At 55.7% G+C, this 17,598-nt stretch carries 28 protein-coding genes and 1 tRNA gene; 10 read left to right on the forward strand and 19 right to left on the reverse strand.

Annotated elements, in window-relative coordinates; genetic code table 11:
* Window positions 1–304 precede the first annotated feature (304 nt).
* Both G5575_RS17930 and G5575_RS17935 read left to right on the forward strand, forming a co-directional pair.
* Window positions 305–724: a thermonuclease family protein gene (locus G5575_RS17930; RefSeq protein ID WP_164535513.1), complete on the forward strand. Its 420-nt coding sequence runs from the start codon at window positions 305–307 to the stop codon at window positions 722–724.
* Between the two features lie 10 nt (window positions 725–734).
* Window positions 735–1,037: a DUF2442 domain-containing protein gene (locus G5575_RS17935; protein WP_164535514.1), complete on the forward strand. Its 303-nt coding sequence runs from the start codon at window positions 735–737 to the stop codon at window positions 1,035–1,037.
* A 67-nt stretch (window positions 1,038–1,104) separates the two neighbouring features.
* Here G5575_RS17935 and G5575_RS17940 read toward each other — a convergent pair whose 3' ends face one another.
* The 4 genes from G5575_RS17940 to G5575_RS17955 all read right to left on the reverse strand — a co-directional run bounded on the left by G5575_RS17940 (window position 1,105) and on the right by G5575_RS17955 (window position 3,198).
* Window positions 1,105–1,737, reverse strand: coding sequence for a response regulator transcription factor (locus G5575_RS17940; protein ID WP_164535515.1), 633 nt, complete (start codon window positions 1,735–1,737; stop codon window positions 1,105–1,107).
* A 496-nt stretch (window positions 1,738–2,233) separates the two neighbouring features.
* Window positions 2,234–2,518: a LuxR C-terminal-related transcriptional regulator gene (locus tag G5575_RS22435; RefSeq protein WP_164535516.1), complete on the reverse strand. Its 285-nt coding sequence runs from the start codon at window positions 2,516–2,518 to the stop codon at window positions 2,234–2,236.
* 14 nt (window positions 2,519–2,532) lie between these two features.
* Window positions 2,533–2,859: a PAS domain-containing protein gene (locus tag G5575_RS22440; RefSeq protein WP_164535517.1), complete on the reverse strand. Its 327-nt coding sequence runs from the start codon at window positions 2,857–2,859 to the stop codon at window positions 2,533–2,535.
* A gap of 138 nt (window positions 2,860–2,997) precedes the next feature.
* Complete coding sequence (locus G5575_RS17955) at window positions 2,998–3,198, reverse strand: hypothetical protein (protein ID WP_164535518.1); 201 nt, start codon at window positions 3,196–3,198, stop codon at window positions 2,998–3,000.
* 44 nt (window positions 3,199–3,242) lie between these two features.
* Between G5575_RS17955 and G5575_RS17960 the strand changes: the two genes are divergently transcribed.
* Genes G5575_RS17960 through G5575_RS17970 form a run of 3 tightly spaced genes read left to right on the forward strand, consistent with a single transcriptional unit; the run spans window position 3,243 to window position 4,650 of the window.
* Window positions 3,243–3,569, forward strand: a complete 327-nt coding sequence (locus G5575_RS17960) for a hypothetical protein (protein ID WP_164535519.1) — start codon at window positions 3,243–3,245, stop codon at window positions 3,567–3,569.
* Window positions 3,569–4,246, forward strand: coding sequence for an SOS response-associated peptidase (locus G5575_RS17965; protein ID WP_164535520.1), 678 nt, complete (start codon window positions 3,569–3,571; stop codon window positions 4,244–4,246). The genes G5575_RS17960 and G5575_RS17965 overlap by 1 nt, the downstream gene beginning before the upstream one ends.
* 11 nt (window positions 4,247–4,257) lie before the next feature.
* Window positions 4,258–4,650, forward strand: a complete 393-nt coding sequence (locus tag G5575_RS17970; protein ID WP_164535521.1) for a helix-turn-helix domain-containing protein — start codon at window positions 4,258–4,260, stop codon at window positions 4,648–4,650.
* Window positions 4,651–4,770: 120 nt separating this feature from the next.
* On the opposite strand, the gene G5575_RS17975 is transcribed toward G5575_RS17970, so the two are convergent.
* Together G5575_RS17975 and G5575_RS17980 are read right to left on the reverse strand one after the other, a co-directional pair.
* Window positions 4,771–5,079, reverse strand: coding sequence for a hypothetical protein (locus G5575_RS17975; protein ID WP_164535522.1), 309 nt, complete (start codon window positions 5,077–5,079; stop codon window positions 4,771–4,773).
* A gap of 91 nt (window positions 5,080–5,170) precedes the next feature.
* Window positions 5,171–5,716, reverse strand: a complete 546-nt coding sequence (locus G5575_RS17980; RefSeq protein WP_164535523.1) for a hypothetical protein — start codon at window positions 5,714–5,716, stop codon at window positions 5,171–5,173.
* Between the two features lie 683 nt (window positions 5,717–6,399).
* Here G5575_RS17980 and G5575_RS17985 point away from each other — a divergent pair.
* Together G5575_RS17985 and G5575_RS17990 are read left to right on the forward strand one after the other, a co-directional pair.
* Window positions 6,400–6,756: a hypothetical protein gene (locus tag G5575_RS17985; RefSeq protein WP_164535524.1), complete on the forward strand. Its 357-nt coding sequence runs from the start codon at window positions 6,400–6,402 to the stop codon at window positions 6,754–6,756.
* Entirely contained in the window at window positions 6,735–7,223 is a 489-nt protein-coding gene (locus tag G5575_RS17990; RefSeq protein ID WP_328766575.1) for an Lpg1974 family pore-forming outer membrane protein, read from the forward strand. Before G5575_RS17985 ends, G5575_RS17990 begins: the two co-directional genes overlap by 22 nt.
* Window positions 7,224–7,275: 52 nt before the next feature.
* Here the strand turns inward: G5575_RS17990 and G5575_RS17995 are convergent, their stop codons facing one another.
* The 12 genes from G5575_RS17995 to G5575_RS18050 form a co-directional block, all read right to left on the reverse strand.
* Window positions 7,276–7,680, reverse strand: a complete 405-nt coding sequence (locus tag G5575_RS17995; RefSeq protein WP_164535525.1) for a hypothetical protein — start codon at window positions 7,678–7,680, stop codon at window positions 7,276–7,278.
* 159 nt (window positions 7,681–7,839) lie between these two features.
* A complete protein-coding gene (locus G5575_RS18000) occupies window positions 7,840–8,832 on the reverse strand; it encodes an FkbM family methyltransferase (protein ID WP_164535526.1) in 993 nt (330 codons plus the stop codon).
* Entirely contained in the window at window positions 8,816–9,295 is a 480-nt protein-coding gene (locus G5575_RS18005; RefSeq protein ID WP_207633256.1) for a P-loop NTPase family protein, read from the reverse strand. Before G5575_RS18005 ends, G5575_RS18000 begins: the two co-directional genes overlap by 17 nt.
* A gap of 232 nt (window positions 9,296–9,527) precedes the next feature.
* Complete coding sequence (locus G5575_RS18010) at window positions 9,528–10,355, reverse strand: ABC transporter permease (RefSeq protein WP_164535527.1); 828 nt, start codon at window positions 10,353–10,355, stop codon at window positions 9,528–9,530.
* Window positions 10,352–11,005, reverse strand: a complete 654-nt coding sequence (locus G5575_RS18015; protein WP_164535528.1) for a glycosyltransferase family protein — start codon at window positions 11,003–11,005, stop codon at window positions 10,352–10,354. Before G5575_RS18015 ends, G5575_RS18010 begins: the two co-directional genes overlap by 4 nt.
* Entirely contained in the window at window positions 11,002–11,658 is a 657-nt protein-coding gene (locus G5575_RS18020; RefSeq protein WP_164535529.1) for a glycosyltransferase family protein, read from the reverse strand. Before G5575_RS18020 ends, G5575_RS18015 begins: the two co-directional genes overlap by 4 nt.
* Before the next feature lie 13 nt (window positions 11,659–11,671).
* Entirely contained in the window at window positions 11,672–12,769 is a 1,098-nt protein-coding gene (locus G5575_RS18025; protein WP_207633248.1) for a glycosyltransferase, read from the reverse strand.
* 277 nt (window positions 12,770–13,046) lie between these two features.
* Window positions 13,047–13,541 carry a hypothetical protein gene (locus G5575_RS18030; RefSeq protein ID WP_164535530.1) on the reverse strand — a complete coding sequence of 165 codons (495 nt, stop codon included), beginning with the start codon at window positions 13,539–13,541 and terminating at the stop codon, window positions 13,047–13,049.
* Complete coding sequence (locus G5575_RS18035; protein WP_164535531.1) at window positions 13,538–13,756, reverse strand: hypothetical protein; 219 nt, start codon at window positions 13,754–13,756, stop codon at window positions 13,538–13,540. Before G5575_RS18035 ends, G5575_RS18030 begins: the two co-directional genes overlap by 4 nt.
* On the reverse strand, window positions 13,753–14,028 hold the full coding sequence (locus G5575_RS18040; RefSeq protein WP_164535532.1) for a hypothetical protein: 276 nt from the start codon (window positions 14,026–14,028) through the stop codon (window positions 13,753–13,755). Before G5575_RS18040 ends, G5575_RS18035 begins: the two co-directional genes overlap by 4 nt.
* Before the next feature lie 10 nt (window positions 14,029–14,038).
* Window positions 14,039–14,554: a hypothetical protein gene (locus G5575_RS18045; protein ID WP_164535533.1), complete on the reverse strand. Its 516-nt coding sequence runs from the start codon at window positions 14,552–14,554 to the stop codon at window positions 14,039–14,041.
* Between the two features lie 30 nt (window positions 14,555–14,584).
* A complete protein-coding gene (locus G5575_RS18050) occupies window positions 14,585–15,226 on the reverse strand; it encodes a glycoside hydrolase family 108 protein (protein WP_164535534.1) in 642 nt (213 codons plus the stop codon).
* Between the two features lie 113 nt (window positions 15,227–15,339).
* Between G5575_RS18050 and G5575_RS18055 the strand changes: the two genes are divergently transcribed.
* The 3 genes from G5575_RS18055 to G5575_RS18065 all read left to right on the forward strand — a co-directional run bounded on the left by G5575_RS18055 (window position 15,340) and on the right by G5575_RS18065 (window position 17,013).
* Window positions 15,340–15,951 (forward strand): hypothetical protein, encoded by a 612-nt coding sequence (locus tag G5575_RS18055; RefSeq protein WP_207633249.1) that lies wholly within the window; start codon window positions 15,340–15,342, stop codon window positions 15,949–15,951.
* A 625-nt stretch (window positions 15,952–16,576) separates the two neighbouring features.
* A tRNA-Cys gene (locus G5575_RS18060) sits at window positions 16,577–16,649 on the forward strand.
* Between the two features lie 139 nt (window positions 16,650–16,788).
* Entirely contained in the window at window positions 16,789–17,013 is a 225-nt protein-coding gene (locus tag G5575_RS18065; RefSeq protein ID WP_164535535.1) for a hypothetical protein, read from the forward strand.
* A 51-nt stretch (window positions 17,014–17,064) separates the two neighbouring features.
* Here G5575_RS18065 and G5575_RS18070 read toward each other — a convergent pair whose 3' ends face one another.
* Window positions 17,065–17,592, reverse strand: a complete 528-nt coding sequence (locus G5575_RS18070; protein ID WP_164535536.1) for a hypothetical protein — start codon at window positions 17,590–17,592, stop codon at window positions 17,065–17,067.
* Window positions 17,593–17,598: the final 6 nt, after the last annotated feature.

Raw genomic sequence — 17,598 nt, forward strand, 5'->3', positions numbered from 1 at the left:
CCGCGTGGCGGAGTGGTTACGCAGCGGATTGCAAATCAGCTACGACCGTTGATTTACCTCATAAACTTTGCACACACCGTCCTGACTTGATGCTGCTAACCGCTGCAACTGGAGAGCGTTTGCACACACGTTTAAGCCGTGCGATCATGCCTCATGGTCCGAGTTCCCAAGGCTGTCAGCATCGAGCATTTGGTCGGCGGCGAGAGCGTCGATACGGGTCGGGTATCAGGTTCTGACGGGCATGCGCTACTTGCTGAGATCGGCCGCAAGCTTGCAGACCTGGACAGAGCGAAAAGGGCCAATGATGATCCGAGCGCTTCCGGCTTTACTGTTTCTGATGACGGCCCCTGCCCTAGCCGGTGAGCCTCAACTTGAGATGTGCGGCAATCGTCCGAATACCTCGGACAAGACGTGTCTGGTAGATGGCGACACGCTATGGCTTTACGGCGAGAACATCCGGCTGAAGGACTTCGACACCCCGGAGCCGCAAACGCAGATATGCGGCGGCGATCAGGAAGTAGCTTTGGCTAAGGCGGCGAGCGCTAGAATGCTCGACTTGCTGAACAGCAACGACTGGACGATCAAGTATTTCGGCTACGATCGCACAAGCAGCCGGCGGCGCCTCGCGGCTATCAGCATCGACGGACAGGATGTTAGTAATATCCTGATTGGCGAGCACTTGGCGCGCAGCTGGCCAAACGGTGAAGAGTGGTGGTGCAGATAGGAGAGGAAAATTGGACCAAGACGATGAGATGATTGAAGCAGGTGAGCCGATATATAAGATCGTCCGGGTAACGCCTGGCAGCGGCCGCAATATCGATGTCGAATGGGAGAACGGCCGCTCGGCAAAGATCGATCTAGAAGCCCGCGTCACGCATCGGCTCGTCCTCCCAGCCTTAGCGACAGAGGAAACATTTAGATCAGTAGCCGTAGAAGAATGGGGCTCAGGGATCTGGTGGCCCGGTATCGAAGGCGCTGCCATTCCATCAAGCCTTCTCCATGCTTGGGCGGAAGGCAAGGATAGCGACTTTGACTAGATGAACCATGTCGAACCAGGACAGCGCATCGTCTGCCCTGGTACCTGCGTTTCATTCAAAGTGGTCGTCATCCAGACATAACTATGCGCATGAGGTCTGCGGTGTTGCGGGCATTGAGCTTTTGCATGATGCGGGCGCGGTGAACTTCGACTGTCCGATGCGAGATGTCTAAGATGTTGGCGCTCGCCTTATTGGAAAACCCGTTTACCAAAAGCTGCAGCACCTCGCGCTCTCGCGGGGTTATCTGCTTGAAGCCACTGACCGTGACCTCGCGTTTGCCTCCACCGTCGGTATAAACTCGTACGTTCTGGCCGAGCGCGCCACGGACGATCGCAAGCAGCTTTTCGTTGTCTACCGGCTTGCTCAGAACATCGATCGCGCCTTCTTTCATCGCTGTCACCACTTCCTCCAGTGGAGCGAAGCTTGTCAGCATAACCACAAGGAGTCCGTGACATTCCTTGCGTGCGGCTCTAAGGAGCGACTCACCGTCGTCGCTGCTCATCTTTATGTTCATGACAACAAGGTCGGGCCTTCTCTTCTCAAGTGCAGATAGAAAGTGATCGGCACTCAATGAAAATGTTGTCTCGTAACCCTCAAGTCTAAATAGCAGGCTTAAGCTCTCGCAGATGGTAGGATCCGGATCAACAATATGAATGAGGAAGTCTGCCTTGACTTTCCCTGGGAGCACAAATTCGGTCATCGTTAAACCACGTAAGATGTGTTAGCCGTGGTATTTTGACCTAACTTCTCACACTGGCAATTACCGTTTTGCTGTACGTAACTGCACACATGCGGTCGAGACATACCAAAAAGAACTACGAGAAATGTGCTAGTGAATTTGTGAAGTGTATTGATCAAAATAGCGCCAGGAGTAATCTCACCTGCCGGTGGACGCCGAGGTTTAGCAGTGATTGGACAGTTTTGGTTCAGCGAGGTAGCGCCTTCTGAACACGTGGTTTTGCAGCTTTCTTGGAAAAATGGATTTCCTGAGGGCACAGTGATCTCGCCGCCGGACGTGATCTCTAGTCTAAAACGCCAAGAGATACCTGCACGATCGAAAGATGAGGCAATGCAGCTTGGGATCGCTTTGGGCTATGCGGTGATGGTTTCATCACTCAGTCAAACGCCTTTGACCCTTTCGGGTGATTGCACTGCATGGCCAAGCGTTTGGGGTTCGCTAAAAACAAGGTCTGTCGTCAGTTTTGATCGAGCGCGAGCTCATTAAGCTGTAGAGCTCTAATGACAGCATGAGTACGGTTCATCGCACCCAGCTTCGTAATGGCCCTATTGGACAGCGCGCTTACGGTATGCTGTGAAATTCCAAGCCTGAGCCCAGCCGTCTCAGCTGTGTAACCTTCGGCGAAGAGCTGGAGAACTTGCCTCTCCCTTGCCGTTAGAACCGATGAATTTTGGCCAGCTGACGTATCGTGAGTAGCCCGACTCTGTTCGGCCAGAGCCTCAGCAGTTTTGACAAAGCCCATTAGTCCTAGATAGCTTAGATCCTCATCGAAATGGGGGTGCCATGACCGCGCGAGACTATGTACTTGCCGTCGGCGCGTCGCAGCCGGAAATCCGAAAGGTACTCTACCCTGCCATCAACTGCAGCGTGCAGCGCCCGGCGAGTCGGGATGCGATCATCAGGATGAATGTAGTTGAGCCAGTTAAGGCCTTCGGCGCTTTCGGCCCCGGTGTAAGCATACCATCCTGGACTCAAATAGACGCAGAGACCGTCTGAATCGCAAATCCAACCAAGCAGCCCGGGACCTTCAACTAAGCTTTTAAATAAGTTTCTGTTACTGGTCCACTTTGCTAGACGATACATGAAAGCTCACTTAACGCCGCATTTCTGCCATCTGATCAAGCGTTAGCACTCATGTCAATTGTTGCTTTAATTTTAAACTCAGAGGTGATCGGCACCCCAGACTAATGCATCTCAAGGGCAACGTGTTTGTAGAGCCAGCTAGGATGCCCTGCCCTTGCCGATGCACACCGGCCGACCATCATTCCAGCCACAATAGCTCAGCAGTTCATCGCCGCGCTTCTGCTGGAACGGCGCACCGCGATAGCCACAGCCTTCACAGAGGTAGATCGGTGCCGTCGCTGGCACTCTCTTGCCGTTGACGACGATCTCGGCTCCGGTAGGCTGGTATTCGGTGGGCATGGTCATCGCTATGGTTGAGCAGCTCGGAGCCGCACGGAATCGACGTGACCATATACGCTTGGACGACCTACGACGACGAGCTCGACGAGAAGGCGATCATTATTGGCGTCGGCGGGAGCGACGCATCCATGATTGCCATGGGCTTGAGCTACGTTGAGCCAGGTGCCGACATATACTGGTTCAGCAACATCAACCATCGAGGCTATTTCGTCGAAGGCAGCGAGCATGGCTTCACAGTATCGCAGGCGCTACTGCGCGCGGAAGAGCTTCGCCTGGAGATGGGTTACAGCCGCGTCGTCATCACCATTCAGGAGCGAGGCATGTGGCGTGACGAGTGGGGTGCCTTGGCCGAGCGAGAGGGCCTAAGCTGATGTGTGGACGCTTCACCCATGAGATGACCTGGGCAGACATTCATGCACTCTACAGCATCCACAATCCGCCGGCGACGAACATGCGGCCTCGGTACAACATAGCGCCGACACAGACCGTGGACATGATAGTGCTCGACAAGGGCGGCAATCGGGAGATGATCTCGGGCCGCTGGGGGTTGGTGCCGTTCTTCGCCAAGGAAATTGGCAAGCTCACTACTATCAACGCTCGAATCGAGACGGTCGACACGTCGGGCATGTTCCGTGAGCCGTTCAAGAAACGGCGCTGCCTCATACCGGCTGATGGCTACTTCGAATGGACGACAAGCGAGGCAGACGGGAAGAAGGATCCGTGGCTACTGCACCTGCCCCAGCATCGCGGCTTCAGCTTCGCCGGCCTTTGGGCCCACAACGACAACCTGGGCATCACCAGCTGCACGATCATCACGGCGCCTGCCGTGGAGCACATCGCCCATATTCATGGACGCATGCCGGTGATCTTGGAAGAGAGCGCCTATGACGACTGGTTGTCTGGCGAGGCTCAGGGCGATGACGCCAAGGCGCTTCTGCTGGACAACCACCTCGACAGCGAGCTCGAGTTTCATCGCGTCGATCGCGCAGTGAACAATGCTCGCTATGAAGGCACAGATACCAAGAAGCCTATCCTCAACCCACTCTGAGGCTATCAACCATGATGTCACCCAGGACACCGCTCACCGCTCGAGAGCAGGAGGTCTTTGACATATTGCTGAAAGGCGCGACTTCTCAACAGGTGGCCGAGGCGCTGTCGATATCCAAGCGAACGGTAGAAAACTACCGTGGGGAGATCGTGCGGAAGTATGGCGTTCGCAGGCTGATTGAGATCGCCAATCCCCCGACCGAACGAGTCATTGAGAACGGCGTCCCGAAGACCATAACTCTGGCGGACGTGCTCGCCACCCTCGAAGCGATACAAAGGCGGCTAGACACTATCGATGCAGCCTTGAGAGTGCTGCTCCCAAATACCACCACACCGGAGGCTGCACCCACTATGCCTAGACTATCGGACATCAGGGCCAAACGACGTGCGCGGAAGGCCAGGTAGACTGCCTTAGCCTTCGGGCCCGCGGGGTCGACATGGCCATCTAGGCCTGAGCACGCCCTGCAGTGCCAGGCGCCAACAAAGTTTCAGCAAACATCGCTGGCGCCGAAGCTACAGCTTGGCTTAGTCGCCTTCGTGGCCGAGAGCGATCCCGCCTTCGTTGCAGGCATCGTAGTCGATGGTAAGAGTATCGCCGTCATCGAAAGAAGCTATCAGGCGTGTTGCGCATACACCATCAGGCAGACGCAGAGTGAAGTTCCGGTTGCCACTGGAAGCGACCCTCTGGAAGTCAATTACTTGGCCGCCTTGTACGGCAATGCTGGTGAGGCCTGCCGAGGTCCGATTGCTGACCTCGAAGTCGTGGTCGGCGGCCACTGCCGGCGCGGCAGCAAAGAGTGAAACCGTAAGCAGTGCAGGCAGAAATCTGTTCATGGGAGCCCCTCCGAGTTGATGCTCAATCGATAATACGACCATGACAGCTCTGTCGATGCACTACCCTTCCCCAACACCAAGAAGCCGATCCTCAATCCGCTTTAGGTTTTCCGACGCGAAACCGATTCTGCTCCAGCCACTTAAGACGCTCCTTCTTCGTGGAAAAGTTTGGAGGCCAGAACCCTTTCGAGTTGAGAAGCGCGATCAACGTCGCCTGATCTGTCGTCAGCGGCTCTTCGTGATGGTGACCGCCACCGGTGCCGCCGCTTCGCGATCGAGCGATAGCTTCGCCGGCTGTCTGAGGTCGCTTGACGGGGTTCTGATAAGGCACCTCTCGCCACGCCCATTTCGGGCGGCGGACTTTCAGCACGCCTTCGTCAGCAGCGTCGGGCAGGCGCGTGCCGACATACAGGAAGTCCGAGCGATTGCATCGAGAGCACGAGCGGAAGACGTCGTGCATCTTGGCTGGTGCGCCGTAGACGGTCATCAGGTCGCTGGCAAGGAAGTGGCTGGTGCGCCGGCAATGGTTGCAGCGGACGACGATCAGCCGATTGTCCGCGGCGAGATCACCGAGGGTGATCTTCTCGACGGTGTTTCGGCTCGGCGTCATTCCCATGTCGGACCTCGCGGGTGGCAAGGTGCCGACTCCTACACCGTGAACAGGACAGGAACAAGCGTCAGGGGTTGGGGTATTGATCCGAAAGGGATAGAAGGTCCGTCCCGATTTCGGAGAGCGAAATGGCTGACAGCCACTCACTTCTTCGATTGCCCAATTCGTTTCAATCGTTCGGGCTTATATTGGACCTGCTATCCAAAATGAGCTTCTCCTACATCACGAAGTCGGAGCGCTAAGCCCCGTTGTCCGAATGCAATTGCGGCACCAGCATCATTTTGCCGCTGTCTCCGGCGACCGCTTGCTTGGATATCTGAGCTGGACCGCAACTGACGCTGAAGTTGCTAGCCAATGGGCTAAGCATGACCGTCCGCTTAAGCCTATACTCAATCAGCAAATCGATGCTGCGGCTTTAACAGTAATGGTGACAAGAAATCCTGAGCTGACCCGTCCGCTCATCCGGGCTGCTCGTGATGCGAACAAAGGAAAGCGTGTGTTTTTAAGCAGGACAATGCCGCGGGTAGCGCACCGGACAAGAAAAGGTCTGTCCTGAACAGATAGCAAATCCGCAACAGTAGAAAAAATACCGGCTAAGGCGAAGTAATGCCTCTGTTCGCTGCGCTTCGGTTGTGAGACACCAAATGCGTATGGGGGTCATTATGAAATTCGCGAGTGTTTGCATCACGACCGTGTCACTGGCGGCTATCATGGCATCTGCGCCAGCACTCGCACAGGACCGTGGCATTTGGATCGAAGCAATTGGTGCGGTCGTCTACGGCGACAATAGTGCTGCCGAAAGCTTCATCGCTGACACGACGACCACGGACGATTTCAGCATCAGCGATCTTGATGGTGGTTTCGGATCGCTTTATCTTGGTGTGCCGCTGAGCCCTACATGGGATGTCGCAGCGGGGGTTTCCATAACGTCGCTATCTCCAGGTGAGGCTGAATATAGCGAACCTGGCATCGTGTTCCCCATTGTCGTGCCAGGGGCAGCGGTCAGGTTGAGAACGACCTCGACATTCATGCATTTGATATCGAGATCGGCTACACGCCCGAGCTAGACGACAACCTGGACATTCGCTTGTTCGCCGGCGCGCGCGGTCTTCATGCAGCCAACGACATTTTTGTCACCGAGGATAAGCTTGGTGGTGAGTTTGACGAAAGCACCCTTATTGAAAGCAACTATTTCGGCATTGGTCCGCGCGTCGGCATGGACATTGCAAATCGCTTCGCTGACTCGCCATTCGGTATCTCGGGTTCTTTCGCTGGCGCCGTGATCTTTGGCAACTCTAGCCAGACGATCACCACCGACACTAGCGGCGGTCCCACTTCAACCGAAATCGATGACAACCGCACCGTCGTGAACCTCGAAGCCTCGATCGGACTCGATTATCACTTTACCGAGCAAGCCAGCTTCACCATCGGGTACCGCGGCGAGCACTTCGGCAATGTAAGCAATGTTCCCGGTGGGGAGCCAGAAAGCTTCACTTCGCACGGCCCGTTCGTCAAAGCGGCGCTGTCGTTCTAGCTTAAACGATGGTCGTCTGGATGCATTTCGGACGGCCATCTTTTTCTCTCGCCTAGACGGGGCCAGCGAGCAGGAAATACACGACTGCGGCACCCCCGACGACGCCAGTAATGAACCAGCCGACGATAATGTGGAGATGTTCGCGCCTCGGCAAATCTTCGCTCCCGGTGGCGGGTGCCGACAGTCCGTACATGCCGGCAAGAAATATCGCTGTGGCGATTAGGCCCGGTACAAAGCTGGTGGTGAGCCATTCCGGCAGATCCAGCGCGCCGGCGGTCAAGACGTAGCATCGATGCACCAGCAGCGTCGTCCACGCCAACCAAACGGTGAGGTTAATCTTGTCGGTGCCGCTTGAGCCACCGCGGCTGATGGCGCGAAACGCGGCAGCCCGCCAGGTCCACGCCATACCAGCAGCAACGCCAAGCACAAGCGGGTCGATTAGCCACTTCTCGGTCAAGGATTTGCGGAGCCTCCTTTAAAGACTTCGCAAATCCACGGCACATGAAATGGCACACAGAGTGCAAGAAGCATGACCGTTTAGGTCGCGCAGAGTCGTCGCGACTTAAGTTAAGTCGATCAAGGGCGCGCTGCTGGTTTCAGATCAGCTTTTGTAAACTCACTTGCCCCAAGGATCATTTTGAGGTCTCAGCCAGACATAATCGCCATGCGGAGCCTCCGAGAACATGTACCCCTTAGACAGCGGAGAGGACAATGTGATGCCCCCATCAGCGTTCACCCAAGGCTCTAATCGCCGGACCCGGAAGCCCAGTCCGGACAGAAGCACCCACAATCGCTCGGAAACGCCACGCAACTCTTCATTTTCGGTAAGTCGTGAACCTTGCCATTCTGTGATAATTCTTAGGTTTGGAGACCGCTCGATCGTGGCTTTGCCGCCCAGTAGCGCCTGAGCCTCGGCGCCCTCTATATCAAGCTGGATGAGATCAAGATCACGCCCCGCTGCTAAGTCGTCGATGGTGGTAGTCTTGACCCGGAAGGGAACCATCATCCCCTTTTCCACATCCACCTTCATGTCATCACCAGTCAACGCCTCGATGCTTCGGGCAGACCAAATCGCCTGATCTATCGAAGTTACTGCATGGGTACTCGGACGTTTTGTTACGGCGCCGCCACCGAGAAATTGAGGATCGAACGAGAAATCCAGCGTCAAGCCGCCCTGATCCCAAAGTGCCGCGTTGAACACGTCGACTCGGTCTGGCACTCCTCCCCAGTACCTCGAAAGCTGAAGATAGGGTATAATATGCGGATTGGCGTCAACCGAAATAACCTTTCCGTTCGAGCCCACTAATTGGCCGCAAAGCACCGAATAGTAACCAAAATTCGCTCCTGCATTTAAAACACGGTTTCCGCTTTTTACCAGCTCCTGAACAAGACGCGTTGTCCAAGGCTCGATGACGCCGTCCCTGACCAACCCCACAGCGACGTCGACATTGAAAGTGGGGATCACCAGATATCCACCCCATTCTGCTCGAACGAGCATTCGGTCGCGCCCGAGATAAGTGTTCGCGAATACCGCTGCAGATCCTCCATTAGGTTCTGCCTGTAGATGCATTTCCTTCGAACAAAAGAGCTTTTTAAGTTGACGTAGCAACAGCACCCTCCACTAGCATTCCCATATGCATGTGCAATTTACGTTCAGTCATTTCAGCTAGTAGAGCCTCGTTGTGGGAGGCGAATATGAAGGCCTCATTGCTCTTGATAAACCTGACAAGCCGATCGTGAGCCTTGTGCTGAAAGTCCCGATCCGCAACTCCCATCCATTCGTCCAGCAACAGTATGTCGGCTGATTCAACTGTACTCATCGCAAATTGGAGGCGACTCTGCATTCCTGGAGAGTATGTGCCAACTGGCAGGTCGAAGAATGCCCCAAGCTCAGCGAAGTCCTCCACGTCCCGTACGAAATCCAGCAAGGTCATACTTCTTATTCCAAGCAAGGAATATCTCAGTCGAACGTTCTGCCGTCCGCTGAGAGCCAGAGCCGTTCCGGCGCCAATACTAAGCATTGAACGAACTGACCCCCTCACCTCCATCCGGCCAGATGCTAACGGCAACATGCCACCAATAAGCTTGAGCAGCGTGGTTTTGCCGTTGCCGTTCCCCCTACAATCCCGACACGTTCTCCACGACGAATTTCGAGAGACACATCATTCAAGGCTCTCAGGAAGATACCGGGACCTTTTCGTATCAAGCGCGGATCCGCTCCAAGGTCCTTGTTTCGAAAACCGCGAAGAGGGATGTCGACCGTGGCGTGTATCAACCGCACAACTACATCATCGACAGACAATTTCATGCCACCCACCTGTAGATGACCAAATCCCGGTTCTTAGGGTAAAGCATTGCTGACAGCGCCAAGCCAAGTGCGGCCAGCGCGACTACAACAAAATAGCTAACCAAAGGCCAGCCACCATGAAGCAAGGGCGAACGCGCTGCCTCGATAACATGGTAGAGGGGATTGAAGTTAACAATCCAGATATGGCTATCCAGCCGCGATGGGTCCCATAGAATTGGCGTCATTAGGTAAATGGCAAAAAGCAATTGCGGAAGAAAACCGCGCAGTAAGCGGAAGCGGTCGAAGTAATAAGCAAACGGCAAAGACCAGGACAGCACCAATAGGCACAGCAACGTCACACCCAAAAAGAATCCCGGGTAGTTAGCGCCAACAAGAACATCCGGGCTAACGATCAGGATTACCAGAAACGACGCGCTGATTTTGAGGATCAAAGCAACGAGGAACTCATAACAGTTTACCAGATGCACGATATAGCCGGACACCGTGGGAAAATAGAGATAGCGTTCAACTTTATCGTTGGCGTGCGAAGAAACTGACACAAAGGTTGAAACAGCCTGCCAGAGCGAAAAGGACACTGCAAAGAAAGGGATAAAGGTGTCGACCGGCTCGTTAAACACCAAGGCCATAACACTACCTAACAGAGCAACATGCACCAACACGGAGATGAAGGGAGCAAATAGGCCTAGGCCGGAGCTTCGCCTTTGCTCCGCTACGTCGGCTAGATACAGCTGCCATGCCAAGCGTCGCTGCGTAATGAGGACCATCAAGTCGCGATGAAATGCCCGCTCCACCCATCTCCAGTCGTTACGATGCGGCGAAGTCACCGTCGGGTTTCCCCGAGCAGTGCTGCTGCTGCATCTATATAGAGCTGTGCACGACGCTCCACATTGTGATCGTGAAGGTACATCTCTCGGGCATGTTTGCGCTCGGGCAGCTCTCCATCATGTCGCAGCAGCTTCTGAGCAAGCTCAATGTAGTTGCCGATTTCGAAGAAGCTGATCAGCCCGGGCTGAAATCGATCCAACTCCTTGAAACAGTGGGTTCTTGAGCAATAAACCGGTTGTTGCATATCCAGCGCAAGCGCGGCTGGCCCCGAAGAGGTTTGTCCTACCTCCGCGTATGGAAGGACCACTGCATCGCAAGCTGCCATGACTTGATTGAACTCTTTATTGCCAAGAGGGCCACAGAAATGGACACGCTCCACCAGCTTAGAGTTTCCTCTGACCGAGACGGATCTGAAGCCGTTCGACTGCGCGGCCTTGCCAATCAATTCCGCAAGTAACTTTTGAATGTAGGGTTGTTCTACAGTATGCCTTGCGACACCTTCTGGATGAAGCCCACCAACAATCAACAGATGATATTCTTCCGGAAGGTGTCGCAGGGCTTTCACCGCTGTCTCTATGCCCTTGTATTCAGATAAAAAGCCGAAGCACCCAAGAACCTTTTTGCCTTCAACCGGGTAGCGGCCATTCAACCACTGGCGGTATTTTGCACTGGCACCAAGATCGGTTCGTGCAGACTCACCGATAAAAGAAAGGGGGCCGTGATAATGGTCTCAGGTGGAATGCCAAGCAGTCCAAAATTTGTGGCCTCCCTACGAGTTTGAACGATGTGCCTGAACTTGTACGGGGTTCGACGTACTGCTGAAAAGAGCTGATTGAAGACGAAGCTGCCTCGCCACGCTTGCGCGAATTCTCTAAGCCCCTGCAGGGACAGCTTAGGTCTGCTGCTCACCATAATCGGAACGGTGTGGTAAGTAATGAGCACCCTTTTGCTCACATCGATAATCGACCTCAGTCTCCTCCAAATCGAGAAGGGGCTCATCCCGAACAGGCCGGGCTCAAGTTGAATACTCACCACGTCGGCATCACGAGCTTTCGTGAGAATCTGCTCAAAAATCGCAGCAGAAGCTTTGCGAGCATATGGCCCGTTCGCGCGAAACAAGTCGACCGGAAGGGCAGCTACTTCGAACTGAAAGCTCCCTTTAGCACGAAGTGGGATTTCAAGAAACTCGACATACTGCGCAATGCCGCATGGCCTGCCGTAACTGGTGATCATCAGCAATTTGCGATTGATCGGCGCATTTCGGGCCGTGCCTATTTCTGTATTTTGCTGCACTTCAATCATTCATTCATATCACTCATGCCGACGCTGCGAGGCGCTGGTAGATTTGTAGATACTTGCTCGACATGCCGTCTTCGCTGAAGTGACTACGATAGCGCTCTATAGCGGCAGCCCCCATCTTCGCAGCCAACCCAGGAACGCCAGCGAGTTGTACCATTGCCGCCGACAAGGCGTCGGGATTTGCAGGGGGCACCACGATGCCAGTCAGTCCATCTACGTTTACGAAGCTAGTTCCGGTGCCGATTTCACAAGAAATCATCGGCTTGCCCGCCCGAGCCGCTTCAAGAAGAGCCACACCGAACGCTTCAGATCTGAGATGTGACGGAAAAACAAAGGCGGCTGACAAAGTAAGAAGTGCCTCTTTGTCCACTTCGCTCACTGGACCCAAAACGGTCACGTTGTCCGGAAGGTTTCGACCCAGGGAGCCTACGTCACCGCTCCCAACGATGACCACCCTCAGTCCATTTAGTCGAGCGGCTTCGATAAGATAGCGAAGTCCTTTGTAATATCGGAAGGTTCCGATGAACAGGAAAAAACCCTCGCCGACTTTGCTCTTCCAGTGCCTGACAAGTGATACATCCGGCGCATCACGAGCAGCTATTCCGATAGGGATTACAGAAGCTTTCTGACGGTACCGCTGCAGGATAGGACTGGATTTCAAGTAGTTCGGTGATGTCGCGACTAATGCATCTGCCTGCAACAGAAAAGCGTGCATGATTGGCGCATAGATCGGCTTCAGTAGCCGCTGCCTGACGATGTCGGAGTGGTAGGTGATTACCGAAGGAGTCTGCGAGCAAGAAGCTAGCTGCATAAGGTCCATCAGGGGCCAAGGATGATGGAAGTGAACTACATCCGCCTCAGCTGCCCGCCTTCTAAAATCACCGAAAATCGAGATTGATAAATCCGTTGAATAGAGCTTCCCCGCCCGTTTGACCTGGTAAAGATGATAACCATCCACCTCGAGCGGCTGGCTTGCTGCCGGTTGATCGGCCAGTGTCAGCACTGTGTTATCGCAACAAGTCGAAAGACTTTTTGCGATGCTATGTATGACCCTCGGAACTCCAGTAAAGTCATCAGGAGCGAAGGTCTTGTAGACATGAAGTACTTTGATCAATCGAATCGCGTTCCAGATGACGTGCCGATTGGATCAGGTCCGGCTCTAATGACATGCCCAGATACACGAGCGGATGCCAACGCGCAATCAATTGCGACCTTTCATCATCATCGGCTGGCGGTAACTGAAGCAGCACTTACGGGTCCTCCCTGCAGAACTGAAACATATGCGAAGACAGCACCTACTCCATGCTGGCAGCGCTAGGAGATGAAGAGGCTGTTCAGGATGCGGTACGGCTCCCAGTCCCAGCCGATTAGCGTGCGGTAGGTCGGGCAGATCATCGCCCGCCGGTCAGCATAAAGTAGACAATTGCGCCGCCCCCGACAGCGCCAGTGACAAACCAGCCGATGATCAGGTGCAGCTGCTCTCGTTTGGGCAAGTCCTCTGCGCCAGTTGCTGGAGCCGACAGCCCGTACATGCCGGCGAGAAAGATCAGCGTGGCAACCAACCCGGGCACGAAGCTGTCTACGAGCCACTGGGGACGCCCAAGGGCGCCGGTAGTCAGTACATAGCATCTCTGGACCAGCAGCGTTGCCCAGGCCAGCCACACGGTAAGGATGATTTTGTCGGTGCCGCTTGATCCGCCGCGGCTGATGGCGCGAAATGCTGCAGCTCGCCAGGTCCATGCCATGCCGGCAGCCACGCCAAGCACAAGCGAGTCGATTAGCCACTTCGCGGTCATCTGACTGAAAGCGAAGTGAGTTGCGACGTAAAGCACCAGGGCAAGGAGTGATAGCCAGAGCGTCTGGAAGCGGTAAAGTGCGGCCTTCATGTTCTGCCCCCACGCAGCTCGAGCAGCACGCCGGCCGCTAACGTTTCTTGGATTTGCCCGGCTATTTGCGCCGTCAGGATGCTTTCGCGTTGCAGGGCAAGCCCCGCGACGTCGCGCTGATACTCAATTTCTTCGTCCGGTACCGGCGCGGCAGGGACATCATCCACTAGCACGGCATTGATGGATGGCGATCTGCTAAAGGGCCAAAGCTTCATGGCTGCTTCCCCAGTGTGGCGAGGATGGCTTGCATGGCCGACCGAGCAGACCCAACCACCTCGACAAGCGCCTTGGTGTCATCGAGACGGGACTGCTGAAGATCAGCATTGAGCTTTCGCTCAGCGGCGATCTCCAGCTTGTGCGCCTCGTCCTTGGCGTCGAGCCGCTTCTGCAGCTGCCCTGCATACCAAAGAAGGAAAACGACAATGACGCCGAGCAGCCCCTGCGAAAGAAGCTGACTGACGCCACCGGTGAGGAGTTGATCGGTCATGCTGGCCTCGTTACGGGGCCCGGCCGATCAGCACGTCGCCATTCGGCATGACCGTGCCGGGAGGAACTGGGAGCTTCGGCGTAAGCAGCCGATCGAGCGTGGCGCGGCCGACATCGGTTGCAGCATCAATGCCGAACTTGGCCAGCGCATCAGGGACGGACTGTTCGACGTAACTGCGGGCAGCCGCCAGCAGCCGATCGGTCGGCTGGCCTGGCACCCACCCCATGCGCTGGATGGCAAAGAGCATGCCGTTCATCAGAGCCGATTGCAGCGCAATGCGATGCTGCGCCTCAACATCGATGCCCGTCTTTTGCTTCAGGAAGGCCAGGCCGATGCCGATCAGCGTGGTAATGACCAGGCCGAAGATCGGCACAAGGGCCACGATCAGCTCGGACAGGAACGTCGGATGAGTAACGACGACAGCATCTGTTGCCACAACCTGGGCAAAAGCCGCCGCCGGCGAGAAGGCAGGCACGGCAACGAACATGAGGGCAGCAAAGATCGCCGCCTGCTTGAGCAGTCGCATGGGAAGTCTCCGTTGATGTGAGGGGTTGCGCTAGAGCGCGGCTTCAAGCGCGTCGAGTTCGGCGCGGATGATCTGGATATGCTGGCGGACCCGGGTGTCAAGCTTGACGGGCTTTGGTGCCGGTTCAGCAGTGACGACAGCAGATGTGTCAGCCATCTTCATGGCCAGCACTCTGACACCATCGACGCGCTTTTTCCAGCCGCGACCGAACACAGGGTAAGTCGACAAGCGCTCGAGGAATGCCAGGCGCTGCGAGCACAGGTCAACGATCAGCGTCTTCACCGGCAGCTTTGCGGTCGCAGCAAGGGTGATTGGGCCGACTTCCCCATCGGGCGCGACTCCGACAATGGTTTGCAGCGTAATGGCAGCGCGTGCGGACCCGCTGTTTACGGCGTAGTCGAAGAGCGCATAGTCGAGGCCCGCCGGCAGATCATCGCCACGCACCTCGTCCCAATAGCGTTCTTTGTAGATGGCGGCCACCTCGTCACGGCCGAGCGCCTTTACGGCAGACTTGGGCAGTGCGGTCCAAGGCGAAACATTGCGCCAGCGCGCCAGCGTCTTTTGCGTAATCCCCATATTGGTCGCACCGCCCGGATCGGACGGATGGTCGACATAGCCACCCTCATGGGCGAGCACCGCCGGCAACGCCGCGGCGAAGTTGTTTTCGGCCATGGTGGCCTCCTGTTGCTGTTGGTGGTTGCGTCAGCCAAACCCTTGTGGCCCAATGAAATCCTGAGAAATACAGGACGATTGGCCAAGGGCCGTTCTAGGCAGAGGGTGAGTAAATGAACGTTTTTGTTTTGTGTACCGGGCGTAGTGGATCAACAACGTTCGCGCAGGCCTGTGGGCATTTCACGAACTTTACCGCTGGGCATGAAAGCAGATCATCCATCATTGGGCCTAGCCGCCTCGACTACCCGGACAATCACATTGAGGCAGACCATCGCCTAACGAAACAACTCGGTGCTCTAGAGATGCGCTACGGCGACAACGCCACATACGTCCATCTCTTGCGCGACCGTGAAACTGTGGCTCGCAGCATGGCCCGCCTCATCGACGGGCCGATGTCGAGCGTTAGGGCATTTGCGTCAACTGTGCTGGGGCGACCCAGCCTCACACCGGAGGAACTGATGCCGGTGTGCCTCGACTACGTTGATACGGTCACTACCAACGTGAACGCCTACCTGGTCGGAAAATCCAGAGCTTTCACCATCCACTTGGAAAGCCCGCACGCGTCCTTTGCTGACTTCGCCGAGGCGATAGGCGCAGAGGGCGATTTGGACGCTGCACACCGCGAACTAGACGTGCAGCATAACCAGAAGCGCGACCCATCATACGCCCGCAAGAAAAGCCAGTTCGCTCAGATAGCCATGTATCTAGCTAACCGTATTCCGTGACGTTGAACACCACCGTCATCTTTGCGCTTTGGCAACATTGGCCTTCTGTCGATGTTGGGTCTATCGCCCGCCTGAAAGCGTTGCTCTCTCACCTGCGGGGGCGCATCTCCGTGGGTGAGACTTGCCCCGGCCTTGAGCCGGGGTCTTTTCACAAGCAACTGGAACTTAGTTGGTCGCCCGGCTGTTCTATCGCCTGTCAGCGTGCTACCCTCCGAGAATGCTGGCACTCCCAAGAATAAGGCCCCAGTTCCTCCGAACGGCTGGGGCTTTTTTCTTGCCCATGCTGCGGAAAGCTTGTGCGGATTAACATAAGTTAGTCGATGTGTGTGCTATGGGTTTTGGTGGCGGGTATGAGTGGCGCTGAACGCTCATACCCGCCCCTCTAGGTGGATACCTCGCGGTATCTGCTAGGATAGTCGGGTTAGCCACCTGTTAGGTGCTTTGGGCCAGCCGTTAAGCCCATATTCAGTTTGATCCGGCATGTTTGTATGGCGCGAAATGTACTGTGTGCGCGCATCGTAGTCAGAAGCCTCAGCCGTCCAGGGCTGGGGCTTTTGGTATGCGTTAACCAGATGCTAAAATCGGCATTGCCGGCGCGAAACTAAATTCGATCTAGTGAGTACGTGGGCTGGTGGCGGAAGTGAACGCACGGGATTGCAACCCCCGGTCTCCTGGTTCAAGTCCAGGTCAGCCCTCCATCTAAGGCCTGCTTCTCGCGGGATCGGAACGCCGGTAATCGGTGAACCGATCGCCGGGTTGCTGCGTACACCGGAAGCCTAGCGGAACGTGGTAGCCCTGGGTAGCTCTTAGTCCGGTCCTCACTTGCAGGCGTTGCGTATGACAGATTTGCTGGATCACTACGCAAAGGCAGCAAAGCTCTTGGCCGAGGCTCGACAATGTCGGGAACTGATGGTGTCCAACGAAGGCGCGGCTTTAGAGAAACTGTCAGAAATCCTGAACATGGCGAGTTCAGCCACCTTCGAAATGCCCTTTACTGTCATGAAAATCTACGAACCCGTCTTTGGGCTGGTTCTGGCAGTGCTATCGCCAGACGATCGCTGAAGCCTGCCCTAAATCAGCCCCCTTAAGTTCCTGCTATAATGGGCTATGGGCTCACGATTTTATGGGCGCCAGTAGCTCGTCCGCCCTCTCAATGTTGGGCGCCTCGCCATCAGCCGACAGCGCCATCGCCACGGTCCAATGCAGCACGGCAAAAAGCGGATCGTCGGAAACGAAATATTCGACGGCGTAGAACATCTGGCGCAGCTTGGCATTGCCATGCCCGTTCAGCACCGCCTCGAGCTTGCCGACCTCGTCGATCCCGGCGTCTGGGTCGAATTCCATCCGGCTGATGAAGGTAGAACGATAGACCTGATAGGGCTCCACGATGATCGGCGCATCGTCGAGGGTCAGCACTTCTCGCGGACGGCCGTTGTGATCTTCGAGCGACCGAGCCGTCACGACCTTTCCGGCCGGCACCTCGCCTTGCCCGACCCGATAGAGCCCAAAGGTGCGTAGACGCTGCCAACTATAGGTATTGCCGGCATTGCGCGGCAGTTCCCAGGAGCCCTCGCCATTAAGCGGGCGCGGCTCGCCTTGCCAGCCGATCCACGAACCATCGTCCCCTTTGTATGCGAGCATGTTCTT

Origin of the sequence: Devosia aurantiaca (assembly GCF_011058215.1) — a bacterium.
GTDB classification, from domain to species: domain Bacteria; phylum Pseudomonadota; class Alphaproteobacteria; order Rhizobiales; family Devosiaceae; genus Devosia; species Devosia aurantiaca.